Here is a 23,703-nt window from a genome sequence, read left to right on the forward strand (position 1 = left end):
CCCCTTCCCTGATCGGCGCCGCTTACCTCGCCGTTCGACGACAGCAACGCGGCCCGCGAGGCCGCACATGGAGACACGCATGAGCAAGTTCGCTTGGAGTGGGTGGCGCTGGCTGCTCGCGATGGTGATGGCGGCGACCGCCTTCGTCGCCGGGCCGTCGCAGGCGGCGGAGACGGTCCTGGGCAACCAGGACAGCTTCTACCCGCGGATGATCCGGCTGGCCGCCAGCGGTGGTGCCAACGGCCGCCTGATCGCGTCCTACGACCTCGGCGGCGCGCAGTCGCTGATCTACGAGAGCACCAACCAGGGCACGACCTGGACCCAGGTCGGCAGCGTCACGGTGCCCGAGCCGTGGCACTGCTGCAGCGGCATGTGGGAGGTCCCTCAGCAGCTCGGCTCGACCGCGCCGGGCACGCTGTTCTGGGCGACGACGACCCGCAACGGCAGCGCGTATTCGATCCGCATCTACCGCAGCACGGACGTCGGCCGGACCTGGACCTCGCACGCCATTGCGGCGACGGGCAGCGTCGGCACCTGGGAGCCGGAGTTCTCGGTCGACAGCGCCGGCCGGCTGCTGATGTTCTATTCGAGCGAGGAATACAAGTCCGGCGGCTTCAACCAGCTGATCGCGCACAAGGTGTCGACCGACGGCGGCCTCACTTGGAGCGCCGACACGATCGACGTCGGCATCAGCGACAACGGCGACCTGCGTCCCGGCATGCCCATCGTGCGCAGGCTGCCCAACGGCAGCTACGTGATGAGCTACGAGATCTGCGGCTCGCGCAGCTGCGACGTGTACCTCCGGACCTCGTCCAACGGCAGCAACTGGGGCACGGCGAGCAACATGGGCACGCGTGTCGAATCGACGGCGGGTAACCATTTCTCGCATGCGCCGACGGTGTCGTGGATGAATGACGGCAGCGCGCAGGGGCGCCTGCTGCTGATCGGCCAGATCGTGCGCCGCAACGCCGGCAACGCGATCAACGACGACGTCAACGGCCGCATCTACATGTTCAACACGAACGGTGGCGCCGGGCAGTGGACCGAGGCCGCCGCGCCGCTGGTCACGCCGAACACCGGCACCGACCCGTGCAGCAACTACAGCAGCCAGCTGCTGCCGTCGACGGACGGCACCCGCGTGCTGCAGATGGCCAACGTCGCCTGCCGCGTGCAGTTCGCGAGCGTGCCGCTGAACCAGCCGGTCGCGGACGGCGTCTACCGGCTCGTCGCGAAGCACAGCGGGCAGGTGCTCGACGTGACGGGCTGCTCGACGGCCGCCGGCACGCAGATCGAGCAATGGAGCTGGGTCGGCGGCGATTGCCAGCGCTGGCGCGTCACCAACACCGGCAACGGCGACTACACGCTGACGGCGCAGCACAGCGGGCAGCAGCTCGATGTCGACGGCTGCTCCACGGCCAGCGGCGGCAAGGTGCAGACCTGGACGGTGGTCAACAACAACTGCCAGAAGTGGCGCATCGAGCCGGTCGGCGACGGCTACTTCCGCGTAATCAACAAGAACAGCAACCTGGTGCTGGACGTGGATGCGTGCTCGACCGCGGCTGGGACCAAGGTCCAGCAATGGAGCTGGATCGGCGGCGACTGTCAGCGCTGGAAGTTCGAACGCGTCAGCCCGAACAACGTCGCCAACGGCACCTACAAGGTGATCGCGAAGCACAGCGCGCAGGCGCTCGACGTGGCGGGCTGCTCGACGGCCGCCGGCGGTCTGGTGCAGCAGTGGCCCTACAGCGGCGCCAACTGCCAGCGCTGGAACGTCACCGCGACCTCGGACGGCTTCTACGAACTGACCTCGGTGAACAGCGGCCTGAAGCTCGAGGTGCAGGACGCCTCGCTGGCGATGGGCGCGCAGGTGCGGCAATGGACGGCCAACAACGCGGCCACGCAGCGCTGGGGCATCGAGAACGTCGGTGCCGGCTACTGGCGCTTCATCAACAAGAACAGCGGTCGCGTGCTCGACGTGAACGCCTGTTCGACGACCAACGGCGCCAAGGTCCAGCAGTGGGAATGGCTGGGCGGCGACTGCCAGCGATGGGCGATCTCGGCGCCGTGACGCCGGGACGTGACTGAGGAGCCGCGCGTCGAGGCGCGCTGCTCCTGCGGGAGAAGCCATCGCGCAGGATCGATTCAGCAATGCAAACAAGGAGAGAGACATGAGACGCATCCGAGCGCTTGCGGGCGCGATCCTGGCGATGGCCGCGGTGTCGACCGTCATGGCGCAGGCTCCGGCGGCCAAACCCGCCGTCGTGGCGAACCCGGCCCATACGGCCGGTCCGCCGAGCGCGGCCGCGCTCGCGAAGACCGGCCCCGAGGCCTACCTCTTCGCCCACATGACCGACGCACGCTACGGCGTGCTGCACTACGCGGTGAGCCTGGACGGCCTGCACTGGACCAAGCTCAACGGCGGCAAGGCCGTCAACGAGGAGTACCACGGCCACCCGTCCATCGCGCAGGGACCGGACGGCCGCTTCTACCTGGTCGGCAACAAGAGCGACGACGATCCGGACATCCGCTTCTGGGTCTCGGACGACCTGATCAAGTGGCAGGTCTTCGGCACCTACCGGCCCGACCTGTCGAAGGTCGCCGGCCTGCCCAATGCGATGCAGCGCATCGGCGCGCCCAAGCTCTACTTCGACAAGCCGTCGAACCAGTTCGTGGTGCTGTGGCATACAGCCACGGTGCCCGGCGTCCCCGAGGATCCCGAGCGCTACTGGTCGAGCCAGCGCACGCTCTACGCGCTGTCGCCGGACCTGAAGCGTTTCGACGCGCCGCCCAAGCGCCTGTTCAACTGGGAGATCGCGACCATCGACACCTTCCTGATCGCGAATCCGGAGGGCGGCTATTGCGCGGTGATCAAGGACGAGCGCTACCCGTCCTACATCTGGACGACGGGCAAGACCATCCGCATGACCTGCGCGCAGGAACTGCTGGGCCCGTATCCCGAGCCCGGCCCGGCGCTGAGTCCCGCGTTCCGCGAGGCGCCGACGCTGGTGCGCGCGCCCAACGGTATCGACTGGTTCCTGTACTACGAGCAGTACGCGGGCAACGGCTACGGCCTGTCGATGGCGCCCCGCCTCGAAGGTCCGTGGGTGGAGGTCTGGGGCAACTCGCGCCGCAAGGAGTGGGACCGCTTCGAGATGCCCGCGCAGCTGCGCCACGGCTCGATGATGCCGATCACGAAGGCGCAGTACGAGGCGCTGCGCAAGGCGTATCCGGAAAAGTGAGACAAGAGGCCTCTGCACTGCCACCGCAGCGGGCCCTCACCCCCGCCCTCTCCCGCTAGCGGGAGAGGGAGTCCGACCGGATCGGCTCGCAGCGCTGGCTCCTCTTTCGCCCTCTCCCGCTTGCGGGAGAGCAACCGTGTCAAGCGGCTTCGGCGTTTCTCCAGGGTTGGCCGGTTTTGAGGATGGCGTTGAGGATGATCAGCAGCTTGCGCATGCATGCGGTCATCGCCACCTTGAAGGGCTTGCCCGCCAGGCGCAGACGTTCGTACAACGCCTTGATGGGCCCGTTGCATCGCTTGGCCGTGAGTGCAGCCATGTACATCGCCGTGCGGATGTCCGCTCGTCCGCCCTGGATGTAGCGCTGGCCGCGCCGCTTGCCGCTGTCATCGGCAAACGGCGCCAGGCCCACCAACGCCGTCAGGCGCTTGCGGTCCAAGGTGCCCAGTTCGGGCAGGCGCCCCAGCAGCATCGTGACCGTGACTCGACCGACACCCGGCACGCTGTCCAACAGTTCGTACTTGGGCTGGTAGATCGTCGAGTCCTTCAAGCGACCGTCCAGATCCTTGTCGATCTCCTTGATCCGCTTATCCAGCCACTCGATGTGTTGCCGCACGCTCGTGCGTGCCACGTGCTTGACCGTGGACAAGCGGTTCTTCTCCTGCGCCCGCATGGTCACCAGCTGCGCTCGCCGATCCACCAGCTCGATGATCTCCTGCTGCGTCTCGCCCGGTAGCGCATACACCTGAGGACGAATGGCCTGTGCGAACCTGGCCAACACCTGAGCGTCCAGCCGGTCCGTCTTGGCAAGGACACCGGTCGCGCGGGCGAAGTCGCGCACCTTCTTGGGATTGACCACCGCCACGGCGATTCCAGCCGCGCACAGCTCACTCGCCAGCGCCGCCTCGAAGCCACCGGTGGCCTCCATCACCACCAGCGTGGGCCCCAGCTTCTTGAGCTGCGATACCAGCGCTGCTCGTCCAGACTCGTCGTTGTCCACTCGCGGCGACAACGCGCCAGACTTGTCGGCAGGCGCAGCGGGTACCTGAGCCAGGTCCAGCCACGCCTTGCAAACGTCAACACCGATGAAGATCTCTTCGCTCATGCCAGCGCCCTTCCTTGTGTTCGATACGGCCTCAATGGACCTCACAACCGTTCGGGCTGTCTGTTCATGACGAACCGAGGTCGGCCGCCACGACCCTCGCTCTCCCTCGGCATGGCGCCGAAGCGCCTACCCTGGGCTGGTCGGCCTGTGGCGGCCTGGGCGTACTTTGCTACATACAAGGGCAGGGGTGAGGGCCAGCGGCCGTGGAAGGACTCCGGGCCATCCCTGGATTGACCGTCAAGCCGACTGCCTCTATGCTCGGACTATGAAAGCGCTTTCAAGCGCTGGCCTGAACACGACAACAAAGGTAGTTCGATGACGGAGACAACTTCAGCGGGCGCACGCGCGTCCCTGCGATGGACCCTGTCCGCCAAAGGCGCGGACCTGGCGAGCTCGACGCGCCTGAAGGCGCAGCCTGAGCTGGCGCTGCAGCCGGTGGCGCAGCTGATGGCCGATGCCGCGATCGCCGGCATGCCCAAGCTGGTCGTCAACAGCGCGCGGCGCTTCCAGCGCATCGAGGGCTTCGGCGGCGCCTTCACCGAAGCCTCCGCGACGACCTGGCAGAAGCTGCCGCCCGCCGAGGCGAACGCGCTGCTGCAAGCCTACTTCGACGTCAACGCGGGCCACGGCTACACGTTCAACCGCGTCCACATGAACAGCTGCGACTTCGCGCTGGGCAACTACGCGCATGCGGACGTGCCGGGGGACAAGGCGCTGACGCACTTCAACATCGACCGCGACCGCCGCGCGTTGCTGCCGATGATCCAGGCGGCGATGAAGGTCGCGCCGGGACCGATGAAGCTGCTGGTGTCGCCGTGGAGCCCGCCGGCGTGGATGAAGACCAACGGCCAGATGAACAACGGCGGCAAGCTGCTGCCGCAGTACGCGAAGGCCTGGGCGCAGTGCTACGTGAAGTTCATCCAGGCCTATGAGGCCGAAGGCGTGCCCGTCTGGGGCGTGTCGGTGCAGAACGAGCCGGATGCGGTGCAGCGTTGGGACTCGTGCGTCTACACCGCGGAGGAGGAACGCGACTTCGTCCGCGACCACCTCGGCCCGGCGCTGCATGCGGCGGGGCTGCAGCGGATCAAGGTCGTCATCTGGGACCACAACCGGGACCAGATGGTGCAGCGCGCCGATGTCGTGTACTCGGACCCCGAGGCCGCGAAGTACGTCTGGGGCTGTGGCTTCCACTGGTACGTCGAGGACCACTTCGACCACGTCGGCCTGCTGCACGACGCCTATCCGGACAAGCAGCTGCTGTTCACCGAAGGCTGCCAGGAAGGCGGACCGCACATCGGCTCGTGGAACACCGGCGAGCGTTACGGCCGCAGCATCCTCAACGACCTGAACCGCTGGACCGTGGGCTGGATCGACTGGAACCTGCTGCTCGACGAGACCGGCGGACCGAACCACGTCGGCAACCTGTGCAGCGCGCCGATGCTCGCGGACCGCGAGCAGAACCGGCTGATGCCGCAGAGCTCGTACGACTACCTCGGCCACTTCAGCCGCTTCATCAAGCCGGGCGCCTTCCGCGTGCTGTGCTCGGCGAGCAGCCAGGATCTCGAATGCACGGCGGCTGTCAACGAGGACGGCAGCATCGCCGTCGTCGTGATGAACCGCAGCGAGCGGGAGCACCGCTTCTCGCTGCGCATCGACGGCCAGGCGGGCGTCGCGTCGCTGCCGCCGCGCTGCATCGCGACCTACGTGTTGCCGCGCTGAGGTCGACGTGGGCCACTTCGCCCCCTCGCCGCGCCCACGGGCGCCATGACCGGCACGAGCGCCAGGACCGCCAGGGCCGCCGCCACCGACGGCGACCGCGCCGGCGCATCGTCGACGGCCTACGCCTGCGTCGAGGCGCTGTACGTGTATCCGGTGAAGTCCTGCGCCGGCGTGCGCGTGTCCGATCTGCGCTTCGACGGGGACGGCCGCATCGTCGGCGACCGCGAGTGGATCGTCGTCGATGCGCGCGGCGAGCTCGCCTGGCTCGGATCGCATCCGAAGCTCGCGCTGCTGCAGCCCAAGCTGCTGGCCGACGCGCTGCTGCTCTGCGCGCAAGGACAGCAGCCGCTGCGCCTGTCGCGCGAAGCGGAAGGCGACGTCACGCAGGCGCTCATCTGGAACGCCGAGGAGCGCCGCATGGTGATCTATCCGGGCCGCGACGCGGGCGCGGTGGCGGCGCAGTTCCTGCGCGAGGTCACCGGCGAGGATCTCCGCCTCGTGAAGCTCGAGCGCCCGTCGATGCTGGCCACGGCGCCGAACGCGCTGCATGCGGTCTCCACGGGGTCGGTTGTCGAGCTCAACGAGCACCTCGCGGCCCATCGGCACGATCGCGTCGATGTGCGCCGGCTGCGTCCCAACCTCGTGTTGCGCGGTCTGCAGGACGCGCTGGTGCCGTTCGTCGAGGAACATCTGCTGCAGCTGGTCTGGCGCGACGGCGAGGGCTGGTGGCGGCGCATGACCTACGCCTCGGCGTGCGAGCGCTGCATCGTGCCGAACGTGGATCCGGACACCGGCGAGGTGAGTCCCGGCGTCGACGCGGCGATTTCCGAACTCAGCGCGCAACGCTGGCCGGGCGAGGCCTCGCGCTTCGGCGTCTACCTGCAGCCGCCGCCGGGCGGATCGCTGGGTGAAGGCACGGTCCTGACGATGGAGCTCGACTTTTGAGCGCGCACGACGAAAACCAGGGGCGCAACGGGCGCCTGCCGCAGGGTCTGACCCGCCGCGGCTTGCTCGCGGCGATGACGGCGCCGGCGTGGTCCGGCGTGCTGGTCGTGCCGGCGCTGGCGCAGACGCGCGAGGTGCTGACGATCGCCGCCTTCCCGCTGATGGACGAGATCGCCAAGGCCGCGATCCCGGCGTGGCAGGCCCTGCATCCGGACGTGGAACTGCGTATCCTGATGCGCCAGTACACCGACCACCACACCGCGATGACGACCGCGCTGTCCACGGCGGTGGGATTGCCGGACGTGATGGCGCTGGAGTCGAGCTTCGTCGGCCGCTTTGCGCAGGGCGGCGGGCTCGACGACCTGCGGCAGCCGCCGTTCGGCATCGAGGCCTTCCGGTCACGCATCGTGCCCTACGCGTACGACCAGGCGATCGCGCGCAGCGGGGCGGTGGTCGCGATGCCCGCGGACATCGGGCCGGGCACGATGCTCTACCGCAAGGACGTCATCGAACGCGCGGAGGTGGCTCCGGAGGACCTGACGCGCAGCTGGGACGCCTACGTGGCGACCGGCGAGCGCATCAAGGCGCGGACCGGGGCCTACCTGATCGCGAACGTGCAGGAGATCAAGGACATCCTGATCGCCGATGGATTGAAGCCGGGCGAGGGCATCTACTTCGACACCGAATCCAACGTCCTGGTGAACTCGCCGCGCTTCGAGCGCGCGTTCGAGGTCGCGCTGCGGGCGCGGCAGAAGGGGCTCGATGCGAAGGTGACGGCCTGGTCGAACGACTGGGGTGCGGGCTTCAAGCAGGGCCGTCTGGCGACGGAGCTGTCCGGGGCGTGGCTGGTGGGACAGCTCAATGCGTTCATCGCGCCTGAGACCAAGGGCTTGTGGCGGGTGTCCTCGCTGCCGGGCGGGTCGCACGCGCCGTACGGGGGCACCTTCTATGCGATCGCGCGCAAGTCCGCGCCGTCGCGCAAGCGCCTGGCGTGGGACTTCATCCAGTTGATGACCTTGAACCCGCAGCGGCAGCTGCAGGCCTTCAAGTCCTACGACGCCTTCCCGGCGCTGCGGGATGTCCACGACGACCCGTTCTTCAGCGAGCCGGTGGACTTCCTCGGCGGCCAGCGCGCGCGGCTGCTGTGGCGCGACGACGCTCTGCGCATCACGGCGCTGCCGGTGCACAAGCAGGCCAAGTTCGCGGAGGAGGTCGTGCAGACCGAGCTCGACAAGGTGCTGCGCGGACAGAAGACGATCAAGGGCGCGCTGGCGGACGCCGAGCAACTGCTGCAACGGCGCGCGAAGCGCTGAACCGGCCGCGGCCGGTGCGCCGCTGGCCAGGGCCGATCATGGCCGACCACCACGGGTCGCGACACGACGGATCACGACGACCTGCAACGAAGGAGACCCCGTTCATGAAGCAACGACTGACGCGGCGCTGGGCCGCCGTGCCCCTGCTGGCGGCCCTGGCGATCGATGGCGGCGCGGCGCTGGCCCAGGCCCAGGCCCAGACGGCGACCGGGAAGGGCGGCGCGGCGACCGGTCCGATCGGACTGCCGGCGGGCTACACGCTGGTGTGGTCCGATGAATTCGACAAGGGCACCTTGCCCGACGAATCGAAGTGGGCCTACGACACCGGCATGAACAAGCAGGGCTGGCACAACCGCGAGAAGCAGTACTACTCGGGCCCGCGCGCCGAGAACGCGTCGCTGAAGGACGGTCGGCTGGTGATCACGGCGCGCAAGGAGTCGCTGTCGACGCAGGCCGACTGGGGCGGCCAGCAGTACACGTCGACGCGGCTGATCACGAAGGGCAAGGCCGAGTGGACCTACGGCTACTTCGAGATCCGCGCCAAGCTGCCCTGCGGGCAGGGCACGTGGCCGGCGATCTGGACGCTCGGCAGCCAGGGCGACTGGCCGGCGTCGGGGGAACTCGACATCCTCGAGCACATGGGGCAGAAGCCGGACTGGGTGTTCAGCACCGTGCACACGACCTCGGGGCACGGAGGACACGGCGTCGGCGACGGCCGCAAGCTCGCCACGGCCTGCGGCGTGTTCCACAACTACCAGATGCTGTGGACGCCGAAGGAGATCCGCTTCGGCATCGACGGGCAGGTGCACGCGGCGTATCCGAACCTGGGCACGGGAACGGCGCAATGGCCGTTCGACAAGCCGCAGTTCCTGATCCTCAACCTCGCCATCGGCGGCGACCTCGGCGGGGAGATCGACGACAAGATCTTCCCGATCGGGTACGAGGTCGATTACGTGAAGGTGTATCAGGCGGGGAAGTGATCCTGAGGCGGATCCCGCCTCGCCACGTTCCGCCAGCCCCGTGAGGATCAGAACTGGTAAGCCACGCCCGCCCCGACGGTCGCCACCGTCGGCTTGCTGACGATCGGGCTGTGACGCGCGTCGCCGAGCAGGCGTGTCGCGCCGATGTTGCCCTTCACCGTCCAGTGATCGGTGATCTTGTACTCGGCGCCCAGCGCCAGGTCCGCCTTCTCCAGGCCGGACTTGGGCGCGTAGGCCGCGAAGCCGCTGGAGGCCGACTGCGTCGGCGTGACACCGAAGTAGGCCTGCATCATCTTGCGGTCGGCCCAGGTCGCGCTGGCGTCCAGCGTGACGGTGAGCCGGTCTCCCACCGGCATCGCGTGCCGGGTCAGCAGGCTGAATTGCGCACCCTCGCTGCCGCGGCTGCCGACCGACTTCAGGACCATGACGCCGACCGGTCCGTAACCCGCCATCGCGCCGACCTGCGCGCTGCTGCGGATGTCTCCCATGCCCTTGAGGCGGGCGTCGCCGGGGACCGGGAAGCCGCCGCTCGGCTTGCGTTCCTTCCGGCCGGGATCGACGCCCAGCAGGACGCCGCCCCAGAACGCGCCGACCTCGGCATTCCAGCTCAGGCCCGAACGCCCGTCGAGGTCGATGTGACCCCAGTCGCGGGTGCGATAGCTCAGGCCGAGGTCAGGTGCCGGCACCGTCACGCGGTTCGGGCTGCCGAGGTAGGTGGACGTGCTGACGGCGGCGACGCCGACCTGGCCGCTGAGGCCCAGGGGCGGGGCCGATTCCTGGGCGGATGCGGAGCACCCATAGGCCAGCAGGGCGGCGGTGAGCGTGATGCGGAACTGTTGAAGTGAAGTCATGGTTCGGTGTTGAAGCGGGTGATGCAGGTGATGCAGCTGACGCAGGTGATGCGGGTGGATCGGATGCGGAACCCCGGGCGGGTCGGCATGCGGTGACGGGATTGTTGGAAGTCGATGCCCAGGAAATGCCGAGTGGCCCCGTCGCGCGGGAGGCGCGGCGGACCTGGGCGAGTCCTCGGTTGGCGTTGGCTAGACTGGCTGTTTCCCAGCCTCTCGGGTCCTGCCGGTGCACCTCCTCCTCGTTGAAGACGACCTCGATCTCGGTGCCGACGTGCAGCGCGCGCTGGCCGGTTGCGGGCTCACGAGCGAGTGGGTGCGCGGCGTGGCGCCGGCCCGCGCGCTGACCGACGGCGATGACGCCGCACGGTTCGCCTGTGTGCTGCTCGACCTCGGGCTGCCCGACGGCGACGGCCTCAAGCTGCTGACGCACTGGCGCCAGCAGGGGCTGAAGGTCCCGGTGATCGTGCTGACCGCGCGCGATGCGCTGGAGACGCGCGTGGCCGGGCTGGATGCAGGCGCGGACGACTACGTCCTCAAGCCGGTGGCCGCCGAGGAGCTGGCTTCGCGCATTCGCGCCGTGACGCGGCGCGCGGGCGGTTATGCGACCGCGATCTGGACGATCGGCCCGCTGCGCATCGATACCGCGCGCCACGAGGTCAGGTTGGACGACACCCTCGTCGCGTTGTCGCCCAAGGAATTCGGCGTGCTCGCCGAACTGGCGCGGCGCCCGGGCGAAGTCGTCGCCAAGCACCGCCTCGCGCAGGCCATCTCGCCCCTGTCGGAGCCGCTGGACTTCGGCGCGCTGGAGTGGCACATCGCCAACCTGCGACGCAAGCTCGGCGAGACCCGCATCCTCACCACGCGCGGCGTGGGCTACAGCCTGGCCGAGTGATGCGCCGCTGGTTCACGCGCCCCTCCATCGCGCGCAGGCAGCTCTTCTCCCTGCTGGGCGCCTATGCGGTGGTCTGGGTCGTGGTGACGGGGATCTCGTTCAGCGCCTCGACCTGGTCGGACTCGGGCGACTTCGACAAGGAGATGCACGCGATGTCGCACGTGATCGACCGCGTGCTCAAGGACCCCGACCTGTCGTTGCATTCGGCGCTGGAGAGCGTGCGCCTGAAGCTGGTGGAAGACGGGATCCTGGCGGGCGTGGACGGCGCGCCCTACGGGTTCGAGATCCGGGACGGCGCACAGGCGCTGATCGCGCGCGGCGGCGTGCCGCTGCCCGATTTCCGGGCGGAGGTCGCCAACGGTTTCTTCGACGCCGACGTGGATGGGCAACGGTGGCGCGTGCATCGTGAGGTGGCCCTCGGCGGCGACCGCGTGATCCTGGTGGCGCAGACCCGGGAGATGCGCATGAGGATGCTCTGCGCCGGTGTCTTCAACACGACGGCGCTGGCCCAGTTGCTGGCCTGCATCCCCTTGCTCTTCCTGCCGATCTGGCTGGCGGTCTGGACAGGACTGGCCCCGCTGCGGCGGCTGTCGGAGAGCCTCGCTGCGCGGCAGGTCGGCGACCTGGCGCCGGTCCACCTCGATCCGCCGCACCGCGAGCTGATGCCGATGGCGGACGCGCTGAACGACACGCTGGCACGACTGTCCGAGCTGCTGCAGCGGGAACGGGCCTTCCTCGCCGATGCCGCGCATGAACTCCGGACGCCGTTGGCCGTCATCTCGGCGCAGTACGACACGCTGAAGCATTCGCCGCCGGGGCCGCAACGCGACGAGGCGATGCAGCGCCTGGGCCTGGGCGTCGGACGCTCGGCGCGGCTGGTGAACCAGCTGCTGGTGCTCGCGCGCCTGGAGGCGGGCGACGGGGCGCGCCGGTCGCGCATCGACCTGGCGAACCTGATGCGCGACTGCCTCGCGCTCCATGCGAGCGACGCCGCCACGCGCGGCATCGAGCTGAGCTACCAGGGCTGCGACAGCCTGATCGCCTGGGTACCGGAACACGGCGTCGAGACCATCGTCCACAACCTCGTCAGCAACGCCATCCGCCATGGCAGCGCCGGGGGACACGTCGAGGCCGTGCTGGAGCGCGGCGAGAACGACTGGTGTGCCATCAGCGTCAGCGACGACGGGCCGGGCATCGCCGACGTCGACCGGGAGCAGGTCTTCGAGCGCTTCTGGCGCGGCCACGCGGCGAGCCTGTCCACATCGGGCTCGGGGCTCGGCCTGTCCATCGTGCTGGCTGCGGCGCGTCAGTTGGGAGGCCGGGTCAAGCTGTCGCCTGGCCTCGGGGGCGGGGCCTTCAGGTGACGCTGCTCTGGCGACTGGGCCGGGAGGGGGACGGACCGCAACCGCCGTGATCGTCGCGGTCCCCGCGTTCAGCCGGCCAATGAAAAACGCCCGCAGAGGCGGGCGTCTCGGGGACCGGAAAAGGATGGTCAGACGTTGAACAGGAAGTTCAGCACATCGCCGTCCTTGACCACGTAGTCCTTGCCTTCCGCGCGCATCTTGCCGGCGTCCTTGGCCGCCTGTTCACCCTTGAACTGGATGAAGTCGTCGAAGGCGATCGTCTGCGCGCGGATGAAGCCGCGTTCGAAGTCGGTGTGGATCACGCCGGCCGCCTGCGGCGCCGTGTCGCCGATGTGGATGGTCCACGCGCGCACTTCCTTCACGCCCGCCGTGAAGTAGGTCTGCAGGCCCAGCAGCTTGAAGCCGGCGCGGATCAGGCGGTTCAGGCCCGGCTCGTCCTGGCCCATCTCGGCCAGGAACATCGCGCGGTCCTCGTCTTCCATCTCCGACAGCTCGGCCTCGGTCTTGGCGCAGATCGCCACCACCGGCGCGTTCTGGCCCGCCGCGTAGTCCTTCAGGCGGTCCAGGAACGGGTTGTTCTCGAAACCGTCTTCCGACACGTTGCCCACGAACATCGCCGGCTTGGCCGTGATCAGGCACAGCGGCTTCAGGATGACCAGCTCTTCCTTGCTGAAGTCGATCGAGCGCACCGGCTTGGCCTGGTCCAGCGCGACCTGGCACTTCTCCAGCACCTTCACCAGCGCCGCCGCTTCCTTGTCGCCCGCGCGCGCCACCTTGTTGTAGCGATGCAGGCTCTTCTCCACCGTCCCCAGGTCGGCCAGGCACAGCTCGGTCTGGATCACCTCGATGTCGGAGATCGGGTCCACCTTGCCGTTGACGTGGATCACGTTCGGATCCTCGAAGCAGCGCACCACGTTCACGATCGCGTCCGTCTCGCGGATGTGCGACAGGAACTGGTTGCCCAGACCTTCACCCTTGGACGCCCCCGCCACCAGACCCGCGATGTCCACGAACTCGACGATCGCCGGCACGATGCGCTCCGGCTTCACGATCTCGGCCAGCTTCCCCAGGCGCGGATCGGGCAGCTCGACGATGCCCACGTTCGGCTCGATCGTGCAGAAGGGATAGTTCTCGGCGGCGATGCCGGCCTTGGTCAGCGCGTTGAAGAGGGTGGACTTGCCGACATTGGGCAGGCCCACGATGCCGCATTTGAGGCTCATGGTTGGCTTTCGGGGGAAATGCTTGGGGAATGCTGGGGGCTGTACGGGCCTGCGGCAGCGCGCGGGCGAAACCGGCATTTTAGTCAACCGCCGGTCCGGGCGCCGTGCGCCGCCTGGAAGGCCGGCCGGAACCGCCCCATCGCCCCTGCCTACAATCGTCCTCCATGGAAAAGTTCGACGTCCTGGTGCGCGGCAACGGCTGCGTCGGTCGCAGCCTGGCGCTGGCGCTCGGCGCCCGCGGCCTGCGCGTGGCCCTGCTCGCCCGGCCGACCGCCCCCCATCCTCTTCCGCGGACGTGCGCGCCTACGCGCTCAATGCCGCCTCCGTCGCGCTGCTCACCCGGCTGCGCGTGTGGGAAGGCCTGGCCGAGGACGCCCGCACCCCCGTGCATGACATGCGCATCCACGGCGACCGCGCCGGCGCCGAGTTGCATTTCAGCGCCTGGCAGCAGGGGGCCGGCGAGCTCGCCCACATCGTCGACGCGGCCGCGCTGGAGGACCAGCTCGATGCCGCGTTGCGCTTCGCGCCGCATGTGCAGCGCGTGACCGAGCCGGTCCCCGCCACGCTGCAGGCCCTGTGCGAAGGCCGCGACACCGGCGCCGCGCAGGAATTCGGCGTGCATTACGAGCGTCACGACTACGGCCACATGGGCGTCGCCACCCGGCTGGTCGCCAGCAAGCCGCACCAGGGGCAGGCCTGGCAGTGGTTCCGCTCGCCGGACGTGCTGGCGCTGCTGCCCTTCGACCGGCCTGAACCCGGCCACGGCTACGGCCTGGTCTGGTCGCTGCCCAAGGACGAGGCCCGCCGCCTGATGGCCGCCGGCCCGGCCGAATTCGAATCCGCCCTGCTCGAAGCCACCGGCGGTGCCGCCGGCACGCTCCAGCTCGCCGGCGAGCGTCAGGCCTGGCCGCTGCAGCTGTGCCGCGCCGACACGCTGTGCGGCCCCGGCTGGGTGCTGCTCGGCGACGCCGCCCACCTCGTCCACCCGCTGGCGGGGCAAGGCCTCAACCTCGGCCTGGCCGATGTCGAGGCGCTGGTCGACGTCATCGTCCGTCGCGAATCCTGGCGCAGCCTCGGCGACGAGAAGCTGCTGCGCCGCTACGCCCGCGCCCGCATCGCCCCGACCTGGGCGATGGGCGAGTTGACCGACGGCCTGCTGCGCGGTTTCGCCAGCCAGGCGCCGGTGCTGGCCCGGCTCCGCAATGAAGGCCTGCGCCTGGTCGACCGCGCCGGCCCGCTCAAGAAGTGGCTCACGGCGCGCGCGCTCGGCCATTGAACGGCCCGGCCGTTCTTCCTGGAAGTTTTCGAAAGTCCCCATGACCGCCACCTCGTCCTCCCTGTTCTCCCGCAAGACCGTCGCCCTGGTCGCCTCGCTGGCTGCGCTCGGCCTGTACGGCTGCTCCGCCCAGGCCAACGAGGACACCATCCGCAAGAACCTCGCGATGTCCCTGACCAAGGACATCAAGGTCGACGAGGTCCGTCCCAGCCCTGTCGCCGGGCTGTGGGAGGTCCGCATCGGCAGCGAGATCCGCTACACCGACGCCACCGGCCAGTACCTCATCGAGGGCGAGATCCTCGACCTGAAGAACCGCAAGAACGTCACCCAGGAACGCATCGACAAGATCACCGCGATCGATTTCGCGTCGCTGCCGCTCAAGGACGCGATCGTCTGGAAGAAGGGGGACGGCAAGCGCCGCATCGCCGTCTTCGCCGACCCGAACTGCGGCTACTGCAAGCGCTTCGAGAAGTCGCTGCAGGAGGTCGACAACGTCACCGTCTACACCTTCGTGATCCCCATCCTCGGCGGCGACTCGCCGGAGAAGTCGCGCACCATGTGGTGTGCCAAGGACAACACCGTCGCCTGGCGCAACTGGATGATCGACGGCGCGATGACGGGCCCGGCCGATCCGAAGTGCGACAGCTCGGCCATCCAGCGCAACCTGGCCCTGAGCCAGAAGATCCGCGTCAACGGCACGCCGGCCATCCTGTTCGAGAACGGCACCCGCGCCCCGGGCGCGCTCAGCCCGCAGCAGCTCGAGCAACGCTTCCAGGCGATCCAGGACGCGGACAAGTCCCAGAAGAAGTCCTGAGCCCGCCTCGACACCGACTGATCCCGCCTCGATCCCGACCGATCCCCCCGATTCCCATGAGCGACCGCACGCCCCATCACGCCGCCCCGGTGCACGCCGCCTCGGCCTCCGTCAACCCGATCGCCGCGCGACTGGGTTACGCCGGCCTGATCCCCTTCGTGCTCGGCGCGGTGCTGGTCTGGCTGGTGCGGGAGGACGCCCATCCCTATGTCACCGACGGGCTGTCGCGCTACGCGGCCATCGTCATCACCTTCCTGGGGGCGATCCACTGGGGCCTGGGCATGCGCCAGAGCATCCCGTCGCCGTCGCCCTTCATCTGGGGCATCGTGCCGGCGCTGCTGGCCTGGATCGCCTCGACGATGCCGCCCTACGCCGGCCTGGTGATCGAGGGCTTCCTGCTGATCGCCTGCTACGTCGCCGACCGCAAGCTGTACCCGTCGCTGGGCGCGTCGGCCTGGCTGACGCTGCGCTTCCGGCTGAGCGCCGTGGCGGCGCTCAGCTGCTTCATCGCCGCCCAGGGAACCTGAAGTCCCGAATCCGCACAGGCGTCGATCCGGGCGAACCCTGGACCGGCGCCTTGAACGAGAACCGCCCAAAAACGCGCCCCCGCGCACCACGCGCGGGCCAGCCTTGGTAGGCTGTTCCCCATGACCGCTCGCCCCACGATCCATTACCGCATCGCCGTCGCCGACCCGCAGGCGCACCGCTTCGAGGTCACGCTGACCGTGCCGGCCCCCGAGCCGCGCCAGGCCCTGAGCCTGCCGGTCTGGATCCCGGGCAGCTACCTGGTGCGGGAGTTCTCCCGTCACCTCGGCGCCGTCACGGCGCGTCAGGGCCAGCGCGAGGTGCTGGTCACGCAGACGGCGAAGAACCGCTGGGAATTCGACTGCGCCGGCCGCGGCGCGCTGGTGGTCAGCTACCCGGTCTACGCCTTCGACACCTCCGTGCGCGCCGCCTTCCTGGACGCGCAGCGCGGCTTCTTCAACGCCACCAGCCTGTGCCTGCGCGCGCACGGCAAGGACGAGCTGCCGCACCGCGTCGAGCTCACCGGCCTGCCGCAGGGCTGGGACGTCGCCACGGCGATGACGCCGGTCGAGGACGCGCCGCTGCAGTTCGAGGCCGCCGACTACGACGAGCTGGCCGATCACCCGTTCGAGCTGGGGCCGTTCTGGCGCGGCGAATTCGTCGCCGGCGGCGTGCCGCATGAATTCGTCGTGTCCGGCGCCTTGCCGATCTTCGACGGCGAGCGTCTGCTGCGCGACGCGCAGAAGATCTGCGAGACGCAGATCGCCTTCTGGCACTGCGGCAAGAGCAAGCCGCCGATGTCGCGCTACGTGTTCCTGCTGAACTGCACCGACGACGGCTACGGCGGCCTGGAGCACCGCGCCAGCACGGCGCTGATCGCGGCGCGTCGCGATCTGCCGCGCCTGGGCCAGGCCGAGACCAGCGACGGCTACGTCAAGCTGCTCGGGCTGATCAGCCACGAGTACTTCCACACCTGGAACGTCAAGCGGCTGCGGCCGGACGTGTTCGAGCGCTACGACTACGAGCAGGAGAACTACACCGAGCTGCTGTGGTTCTTCGAGGGCTTCACCTCGTACTACGACGACCTCTTCCTGGTCCGCGCCGGCCTGATCGACGAGGCCCGCTACCTGAAGCTGATCGCCAACACGCTCACGCAGGTGCTGGGCGCGCCGGGGCGCAAGCACCAGAGCGTGGCGCGGTCCAGCCTCGAGGCCTGGACCAAGTACTACCGCCAGGACGAGAACACGCCCAACGCGGTGGTCAGCTACTACGCCAAGGGATCGATGGTGGCGCTGGCGCTGGACCTGTCGCTGCGCGGCGCGGAGAAATGCGAGAAGCCGCAGTCGGTGGACGACCTGATGCGCGGCCTGTGGAAGGACACGGGCGGCGGTCCGGTCAGCGAGGCGAAGATCCTGCAGAAGCTCGTCGACATCGGCGGCGAGGCGGTCGCGCAGACGCTGTCGACCTGGGTGCACGGCACCGAGGACCTGCCGCTGCCCCAGCTGCTGGAACGCGTTGGCGTGCGCTGGTGCCTGGACAAGCCGACGCTGGCGCAGCGCCTGGGCCTGCGGGTGACGGAGAACGACGGCATCGTGACGGTCAAGAACGTGCTGCTCGACGGCGCCGGGCTGTCCGCGGGACTGAGCGCGGGCGACGAGATCGTCGCCTGCAACGGCTGGCGCGTGCGCAAGCTCGAGGACCTGCCGCTGACCCTGAACCACGTCGACCCGCAACGGCTCGAGCTGCTGGTGACGCGTGACCAGCGGATGCTGACGCTCGCGCTGACGCTGCCGACGCAGGACAGCGCCGCGCGGCCGGTCTGCCTGGGTCTGCTCGACAAGGCGCCCGCGCGTGCGCAAAGCCTGCGGCGCGCATGGCTGGGTGGCTGAGACGGCGGCTCGCCCTCGAGATCCGGCAGATCCAGGACGCCGGACGGGTGGTCGGCCGCGGGCTGTCCGCGACCGCAAGGGGTGCGGTGGCCGTCGCGACGCGCCTGGCCGATCCGCGCCGCTGGCGCGAGGCGGCGGCACGCGTGCGCCGTCACCACGTCGCGCTGGCGGGGCTCACGGGGGCGGTGATCGCCGCGCATCTCTGGCTGCTGAGCGGCGCCCGCGAACTCCACGACCAATGGATGCCCGACACGCCGGAACCGGAGCGGCTGCAGGCTGCCTTCGTCCGGGAACTCGCCCCGGCGCCACCCCCGGCGCCGTCGACCACGCCGCCGAAGGACGAACCACCGGGCACGCCGCAACGCCGCATCGAATCGATGCCGGCGCTCGGCGAGGGACCGGCGCCGCTGCCGCCCGATCCCGCCGCCAGCGAGCCGCCGCCTGAATTGCAGGCGCTGGCCATGCCACCGGCGTTGGCGGTGTCCGACGCGGTCGGCGAGTGGACGCCGGGCATCGAGTGGCCGCTGTCGACGGAACTCGACTACAAGCTCACCGGCGATTTCCGCGGCCCCATCTACGGCGATGCCCGCGTGCAATGGCTGCGCGAGGGATCGCACTACCAGGTCCACCTGGAAGCCTGGATCGGTCCGAAGATCGCGCCGTTGATGTCGCGCCGGATGAGCAGCGATGGCGACATCACGCCCCTGGGCCTGGCACCGAAGCGCTTCGACGAGATCACCGGCGGGCTCGCGGGCGGGAAGCGCCAGACGACGATGCTCTTCGATCTCGGCGGCGTGCGCTTGGCCGATGGTCGCCGCGAGCCGGTACCCGACGGCACGCAGGACGCGGCCAGCCAGTTCGTGCAGTTCACCTGGCTGTTCCTGACCGGCCGGCAGGCGGTGCAGGGCGACCTGCTGATCCAGCAGCCGCTGGCGCTGCCACGCAACGTGCATCTGTGGCGCTACAAGATCAGGGACCTGGAGGACGTCGCGACGCCGCTGGGGCCCATCCCGGCGTGGCACGTGGATTCCGACATGACCGACACGCGGGGCGACATGCAGGCGGAGTTCTGGCTGGCACCGTCGCTGCAGTACCTGCCCGTGCGGGTGCGGATCTGGCAGAACCGGCCGCAGGACCCGCACACCCACATCGACCTGGTGCTGAAGGCGCCGCCGAAGCAGGCGCAGGCCCCAGCGGTGCCGGGCGTGCCGGCCTCCGCCGCGAGCCCCTGAACGTCCCGAGGCCGCAGGCATCGCGGTCCAAGGGCGCCCCTATAGTTGCCGCCATTCCAGTTCAAGGAGACATCCCATGATCCCAGCCCTGACCGGCGTGACGTTCGAGAACATCCTGGTGGAGGTCGCCGGTGCCGGCGATCGCAAGACCGGCGTGATCCGGCTGAACCGCCCGAAGCAGCTGAACGCGCTGAGCGACCCGTTGATGGACGAGCTGGGCCGCGCGCTGCTGGCCTTCGACGCGGACGACGGCATCGGCTGCATCGTGCTGACCGGCAGCGAGCGCGCCTTCGCGGCGGGCGCGGACATCCCGACGATGGCGCCGCACACCTTCATGTCGGCGTTCAAGAGCGGGCTGATCTCCAAGAACTGGGAGACCATCCTGCAGGTGCGCAAGCCGGTGATCGGCGCGGTGGCAGGTTTTGCGCTGGGCGGGGGCTGCGAGCTGGCGATGATGTGCGACTTCCTGATCGCGGCGGACACGGCGCGGTTCGGCCAGCCGGAGATCAAGCTGGGCATCATTCCCGGCGCGGGCGGCACGCAGCGCCTGCCGCGCGCGGTCAGCAAGAGCAAGGCGATGGACATGCTGCTGACGGCCCGCATGATGGATGCGGCCGAGGCGGAACGCGCCGGGCTGGTGTCGCGGGTGGTGGCCGCGGAGCAGTTGATGCCCGAGGCACTGGCGGCGGCGGAGACGATCAACGGCTTCAGCGGCCCGTCGACGATGCTGATCAAGGAGCTGGTCAACCTGGCCTACCAGGGACCGCTGACCGACGGCGTCGCGATCGAGCGCCGCTACTTCCACGCGCTGTTCGGCTCCGACGACCAGCGCGAGGGCATGGACGCGTTCCTGGCGAAGCGGGCGCCGGTGTTCAAGCACAGCTGAGCCATTCGCCGCAGGAGCACTGGGGTGGCCCCTCTCCCGCGCCGCGGGAGAGGGTGGGGGTGAGGGCCAGCGGCCTCGGCAGTCCACCCCATTCCCGGCCCTGATTGAAACAATCCTTGACCCCGATCGGTGTACGCCGAGTTACCGCTTGGGGGATTGTTGACAATCCGTGAACGGATCTTTCCAGATTGCCTAGTGTTTCCCCTAGGCGGTGGCGCCTAGAGTTCAACCCATGGACGACGCGGAGTGCGGAGTCCGGTGCAACGAACCGCTAGGAGCCCGCCATGAACACCTTCATCAAGACCACCCTGATCGCCGCCGCCTTCCTGACCGCCGGCGCCACCTTCGCCGCCGAACCGGTCCAGAAGACCCGCGCCGAAGTCATCGCCGAGCTGCAAGCCGCCCGTGAATCCGGCGAACTGGCTGCGCTGACCTCCGAACAGGAAGGCGTCGGCTCGCTGGAGAACGGCATCAATTCGCCGACCTCGGCCCAGATCGCCGCCAAGAAGGCCGCCGTGAAGACCGCTGCCAAGAAGGGCGCGGCCACTGAAGGCAACTCGGCCAAGTAAGGCCGACGCTTCCCCCGAGACACTGCCGGACGCACCGGCCGGCCTGGGGGCCAGCAAGGAAAAAGGACACCCTCGGGTGTCCTTTTTGCGTTCGGGAGGCCTAGCGCGGGCACTCCACGGGGCAGGGGGCATCGCGTCCGCGAACCCCCAGCCCCATTCCGGCCCCAATTCGCAGCCGCTGACTCCACGTTGAATGGGGTCAGGTGGTGCGCGTGCGGTGCGCCTGGATCAGCTTTCGCGGCGCAGCGCGGGGAAGAGGATCACGTCGCGGATCGAGGGACTGTCGGTGATCAGCATCATCAGACGGTCGATGCCGATGCCGCAACCACCCGTCGGAGGCATGCCGTACTCCAGGGCACGGATGAAGTCGGCGTCGAAGAACATCGCCTCCTCGTCGCCCGCATCCTTGTTGGCGACCTGCGACTGGAAGCGCGCGGCCTGGTCCTCGGCATCGTTCAGCTCGGAGAAGCCGTTGGCATACTCGCGGCCGGTGATGAACAGCTCGAAACGCTCGGTGATGGTCGGATCTGCATCCGACGCGCGTGCCAGCGGCGAGACCTCCACCGGGTAGTCGACGATGAAGGTCGGCTCCCAGAGCTTCTCCTCGACCGCCGCCTCGAACATCCCGAACTGCAGCGCCGACAGGCCCCAGTGCTTCGGCGCTTCCTCGCCCAGTTCCTTGAGCTTGGCGCGCAGCACCTCGGCGTCATCGGCCTCGGCTTCCGTCACGCCCGCGTGCACGATCAGCGACTGGCGCACCGACAGGCGCGTGAACGGCTTCTCCAGGTCGACCGGCTTGCCCGCGTAGCTGACCTGGGCGCTGCCGGTGGCGGCGCGCGCGGCGTGGCGGATCACTTCCTCGGTGAAGCTCATGACCTCCTGGTGGGTCCAGTAGGCCGCGTAGAACTCCATCATCGTGAACTCGGGGTTGTGCCGGACGCTGATCCCCTCGTTGCGGAAGTTGCGGTTGATCTCGAAGACGCGTTCGAACCCGCCCACCACCAGGCGCTTCAGGTAGAGCTCCGGCGCGATGCGCAGGTACATCTCCTGGTCCAGCGCGTTGTGGTGCGTGATGAACGGCTTGGCGTTCGCACCACCCGGGATCGGGTGCAGCATCGGCGTCTCGACTTCCAGGAAGCCGTTCTCGACCATGTACGAGCGGATCGAGGACACGGCCTTGGAACGCGCCACGAAGCGCGCGCGGGCGTCGCCGTCGGTTATCAGGTCGACGTAGCGCTGGCGGTACTTCTGCTCCTGGTCGGCCAGGCCGTGGAACTTGCTCGGCAGCGGACGCAGGCTCTTGGTGAGCATGCGCAGGGTCGTGACCTTGACCGACAGCTCGCCGGTGCGGGTGCGGAAGAGCGTGCCCTCGGCACCCAGGATGTCACCCAGGTCGTAGTGCTTGAAGTCGTTGTAGACCTCCTCGCCCAGCGCATCCTTGGACAGGAAGAGCTGGATCGAGCCGGTCGCGTCGGCCAGCGAGGCGAAGCTGGCCTTGCCCATGATGCGCTTGAGCATCATGCGGCCGGCCACCGTCACCGTGACGGCCTGCGGCTCGAGCTCCTCGTTCGGGAGCTCGCCGTACTGCGTCTGCAGCGGCTGCGCGCGGTGCTGCGGTTTGAAGTCGTTGGGGAAGGCCGCGACCCCCTTGGCCTTGGCTTTTTCGCGGACGGCGGCGAGTTTCTCGCGGCGTTCGGCGATCAGCTTGTTCTCGTCTTGGGCGGGCGCCGGCGTGTCGTTGCCGGTCTGGGGGTCTTGGGGCTGGCTCATCGTGGGCTGCAAAAAGGCAGGGGGCGATTTTAGGCTCTTAAAATCGCGCCCCATGTCTCAGTTCCCCATCCTGGACCGCCCGGTCCGCGTCGCCCTGGTCGGTTGCGGCCGCATTTCCAAGAATCACGTCGACGCGTTGACCCGGCATCAGGGCCGCGCGGAGCTGGTCGCCGTCTGCGATACGCGCCCCGAGGCCGTCACGGCCGCGCTGGCCCAGACCGGCCTGCCCGCGGACCGCGGCTTCGCCTCGCTGGACGCGCTGCTGGCGGGCTCGGACGCCGACCTGATCGTGCTGTCCACGCCCAGCGGGCTGCATGCGCAGCAGGCCATCGCCTGCGCCCAGGCCGGCCGCCACGTGCTCAGCGAGAAGCCGATGGCGACCAAGTTCGAGGAAGGCCAGGCCATGGTCCGCGCCTGCCGCGACGCGGGCGTGAAGCTGTTCGTCGTGAAGCAGAACCGACTGAACGCGACCGTGCAGCTGGTCAAGAAGGCGCTGGACGAAGGCCGCTTCGGCCGGATCTTCATGAGCACGGTCAACGTGTTCTGGACCCGCCCGCAGAGCTATTACGACGCCGCCCGCTGGCGCGGCCGCTGGGACATGGACGGCGGCGCCTTCATGAACCAGGCCAGCCATTACGTCGACCTGCTGGACTGGCTGGTGGGACCGGTGGACAACGTCCACGCCTACACCGCCACCCTGGCCCGCGACATCGAGGCCGAGGACACCGGCGTGCTGGCCCTGCGCCTGCGCCACGGCGGCCTGGCCAGCATCAACGTGACGATGCTGACCTATCCGCAGAACCTGGAAGGCTCGATCACCATCCTGGGCGAGAAGGGCACGGTCAAGATCGGCGGCACCGCCGTCAACAAGATCGAGCACTGGACCTTCGACACGCCGCATCCCGACGACGAACTGGTGAAGAACGCCAGCTACGAGACGACCAGCGTCTACGGCTTCGGCCACGCCGCCTACTATGACAACGTCATCCAGACGCTGCGCGGCGAGGCGCAGGCGCAGGTGGACGGCTACGAGGGCCTGCGCTCGCTGGAGCTGCTGGTGGCCTGCTACCGCAGCGCGCGCGACGGCCAGCGCGTCGGCCTGCCGCTGGTGTTCTGA

General features: G+C 69.0%; 20 protein-coding genes. 16 read left to right on the forward strand and 4 right to left on the reverse strand.

Annotated elements, in window-relative coordinates; all coding sequences use genetic code 11:
* Positions 1-79: 79 nt before the first annotated feature.
* Together ACQ859_RS07280 and ACQ859_RS07285 are read left to right on the forward strand one after the other, a co-directional pair.
* Positions 80-2,068 (forward strand): RICIN domain-containing protein, encoded by a 1,989-nt coding sequence (locus ACQ859_RS07280; RefSeq protein ID WP_431265208.1) that lies wholly within the window; start codon positions 80-82, stop codon positions 2,066-2,068.
* A 100-nt stretch (positions 2,069-2,168) separates the two neighbouring features.
* Positions 2,169-3,239 (forward strand): hypothetical protein, encoded by a 1,071-nt coding sequence (locus ACQ859_RS07285; RefSeq protein ID WP_431265209.1) that lies wholly within the window; start codon positions 2,169-2,171, stop codon positions 3,237-3,239.
* 139 nt (positions 3,240-3,378) lie between these two features.
* On the opposite strand, the gene ACQ859_RS07290 is transcribed toward ACQ859_RS07285, so the two are convergent.
* Complete coding sequence (locus ACQ859_RS07290; RefSeq protein WP_431263498.1) at positions 3,379-4,341, reverse strand: IS110 family transposase; 963 nt, start codon at positions 4,339-4,341, stop codon at positions 3,379-3,381.
* A 315-nt stretch (positions 4,342-4,656) separates the two neighbouring features.
* Between ACQ859_RS07290 and ACQ859_RS07295 the strand changes: the two genes are divergently transcribed.
* The 4 genes from ACQ859_RS07295 (at position 4,657) to ACQ859_RS07310 (ending at position 9,298) form a co-directional block, all read left to right on the forward strand.
* Entirely contained in the window at positions 4,657-6,060 is a 1,404-nt protein-coding gene (locus tag ACQ859_RS07295; protein WP_431265210.1) for a glycoside hydrolase family 30 protein, read from the forward strand.
* A gap of 45 nt (positions 6,061-6,105) precedes the next feature.
* The gene (locus ACQ859_RS07300) at positions 6,106-7,005 is read left to right on the forward strand and encodes an MOSC N-terminal beta barrel domain-containing protein (RefSeq protein ID WP_431265211.1); all 900 of its coding nucleotides are present in this window, start codon (positions 6,106-6,108) and stop codon (positions 7,003-7,005) included.
* On the forward strand, positions 7,002-8,318 hold the full coding sequence (locus ACQ859_RS07305) for an extracellular solute-binding protein (RefSeq protein WP_431265212.1): 1,317 nt from the start codon (positions 7,002-7,004) through the stop codon (positions 8,316-8,318). Before ACQ859_RS07300 ends, ACQ859_RS07305 begins: the two co-directional genes overlap by 4 nt.
* A 104-nt stretch (positions 8,319-8,422) precedes the next feature.
* A complete protein-coding gene (locus ACQ859_RS07310; protein ID WP_431265213.1) occupies positions 8,423-9,298 on the forward strand; it encodes a glycoside hydrolase family 16 protein in 876 nt (291 codons plus the stop codon).
* A gap of 47 nt (positions 9,299-9,345) precedes the next feature.
* Here the strand turns inward: ACQ859_RS07310 and ACQ859_RS07315 are convergent, their stop codons facing one another.
* Positions 9,346-10,149, reverse strand: coding sequence for a MipA/OmpV family protein (locus ACQ859_RS07315; RefSeq protein WP_431265214.1), 804 nt, complete (start codon positions 10,147-10,149; stop codon positions 9,346-9,348).
* A gap of 226 nt (positions 10,150-10,375) precedes the next feature.
* Here ACQ859_RS07315 and ACQ859_RS07320 point away from each other — a divergent pair, with 226 nt between their 5' ends.
* Together ACQ859_RS07320 and ACQ859_RS07325 are read left to right on the forward strand one after the other, a co-directional pair.
* Positions 10,376-11,041, forward strand: coding sequence for a response regulator (locus ACQ859_RS07320; protein WP_431265215.1), 666 nt, complete (start codon positions 10,376-10,378; stop codon positions 11,039-11,041).
* Positions 11,041-12,405, forward strand: a complete 1,365-nt coding sequence (locus tag ACQ859_RS07325) for an ATP-binding protein (RefSeq protein WP_431265216.1) — start codon at positions 11,041-11,043, stop codon at positions 12,403-12,405. The genes ACQ859_RS07320 and ACQ859_RS07325 overlap by 1 nt, the downstream gene beginning before the upstream one ends.
* 128 nt (positions 12,406-12,533) lie before the next feature.
* Here ACQ859_RS07325 and ychF read toward each other — a convergent pair whose 3' ends face one another.
* Entirely contained in the window at positions 12,534-13,625 is a 1,092-nt protein-coding gene (ychF, locus tag ACQ859_RS07330) for a redox-regulated ATPase YchF (protein WP_431265217.1), read from the reverse strand.
* 295 nt (positions 13,626-13,920) lie between these two features.
* On the opposite strand from ychF, the gene ACQ859_RS07335 reads away from it, so the two are divergent.
* From ACQ859_RS07335 to ACQ859_RS07365, 7 genes are all read left to right on the forward strand, one after another.
* On the forward strand, positions 13,921-14,901 hold the full coding sequence (locus ACQ859_RS07335) for an FAD-dependent monooxygenase (RefSeq protein ID WP_431265218.1): 981 nt from the start codon (positions 13,921-13,923) through the stop codon (positions 14,899-14,901).
* Positions 14,902-14,941: 40 nt separating this feature from the next.
* Positions 14,942-15,715 (forward strand): DsbC family protein, encoded by a 774-nt coding sequence (locus ACQ859_RS07340; RefSeq protein WP_431265219.1) that lies wholly within the window; start codon positions 14,942-14,944, stop codon positions 15,713-15,715.
* A gap of 56 nt (positions 15,716-15,771) precedes the next feature.
* A complete protein-coding gene (locus ACQ859_RS07345; protein WP_431265220.1) occupies positions 15,772-16,242 on the forward strand; it encodes a DUF3429 domain-containing protein in 471 nt (156 codons plus the stop codon).
* Positions 16,243-16,362: 120 nt separating this feature from the next.
* Positions 16,363-18,129 (forward strand): M61 family metallopeptidase, encoded by a 1,767-nt coding sequence (locus tag ACQ859_RS07350; RefSeq protein WP_431265221.1) that lies wholly within the window; start codon positions 16,363-16,365, stop codon positions 18,127-18,129.
* A complete protein-coding gene (locus tag ACQ859_RS07355) occupies positions 18,114-19,361 on the forward strand; it encodes a DUF3108 domain-containing protein (RefSeq protein ID WP_431265222.1) in 1,248 nt (415 codons plus the stop codon). Before ACQ859_RS07350 ends, ACQ859_RS07355 begins: the two co-directional genes overlap by 16 nt.
* Before the next feature lie 76 nt (positions 19,362-19,437).
* Positions 19,438-20,247, forward strand: a complete 810-nt coding sequence (locus ACQ859_RS07360) for an enoyl-CoA hydratase (RefSeq protein ID WP_431265223.1) — start codon at positions 19,438-19,440, stop codon at positions 20,245-20,247.
* Between the two features lie 284 nt (positions 20,248-20,531).
* The gene (locus tag ACQ859_RS07365; RefSeq protein WP_431265224.1) at positions 20,532-20,816 is read left to right on the forward strand and encodes a DUF4148 domain-containing protein; all 285 of its coding nucleotides are present in this window, start codon (positions 20,532-20,534) and stop codon (positions 20,814-20,816) included.
* A 228-nt stretch (positions 20,817-21,044) separates the two neighbouring features.
* Here the strand turns inward: ACQ859_RS07365 and lysS are convergent, their stop codons facing one another.
* Complete coding sequence (lysS, locus tag ACQ859_RS07370; RefSeq protein WP_431265225.1) at positions 21,045-22,586, reverse strand: lysine--tRNA ligase; 1,542 nt, start codon at positions 22,584-22,586, stop codon at positions 21,045-21,047.
* 52 nt (positions 22,587-22,638) lie between these two features.
* On the opposite strand from lysS, the gene ACQ859_RS07375 reads away from it, so the two are divergent.
* The gene (locus ACQ859_RS07375; RefSeq protein ID WP_431265226.1) at positions 22,639-23,703 is read left to right on the forward strand and encodes a Gfo/Idh/MocA family protein; all 1,065 of its coding nucleotides are present in this window, start codon (positions 22,639-22,641) and stop codon (positions 23,701-23,703) included.

The organism is Roseateles chitinivorans (assembly GCF_050632235.1).
GTDB lineage: Bacteria > Pseudomonadota > Gammaproteobacteria > Burkholderiales > Burkholderiaceae_C > Roseateles > Roseateles chitinivorans_A.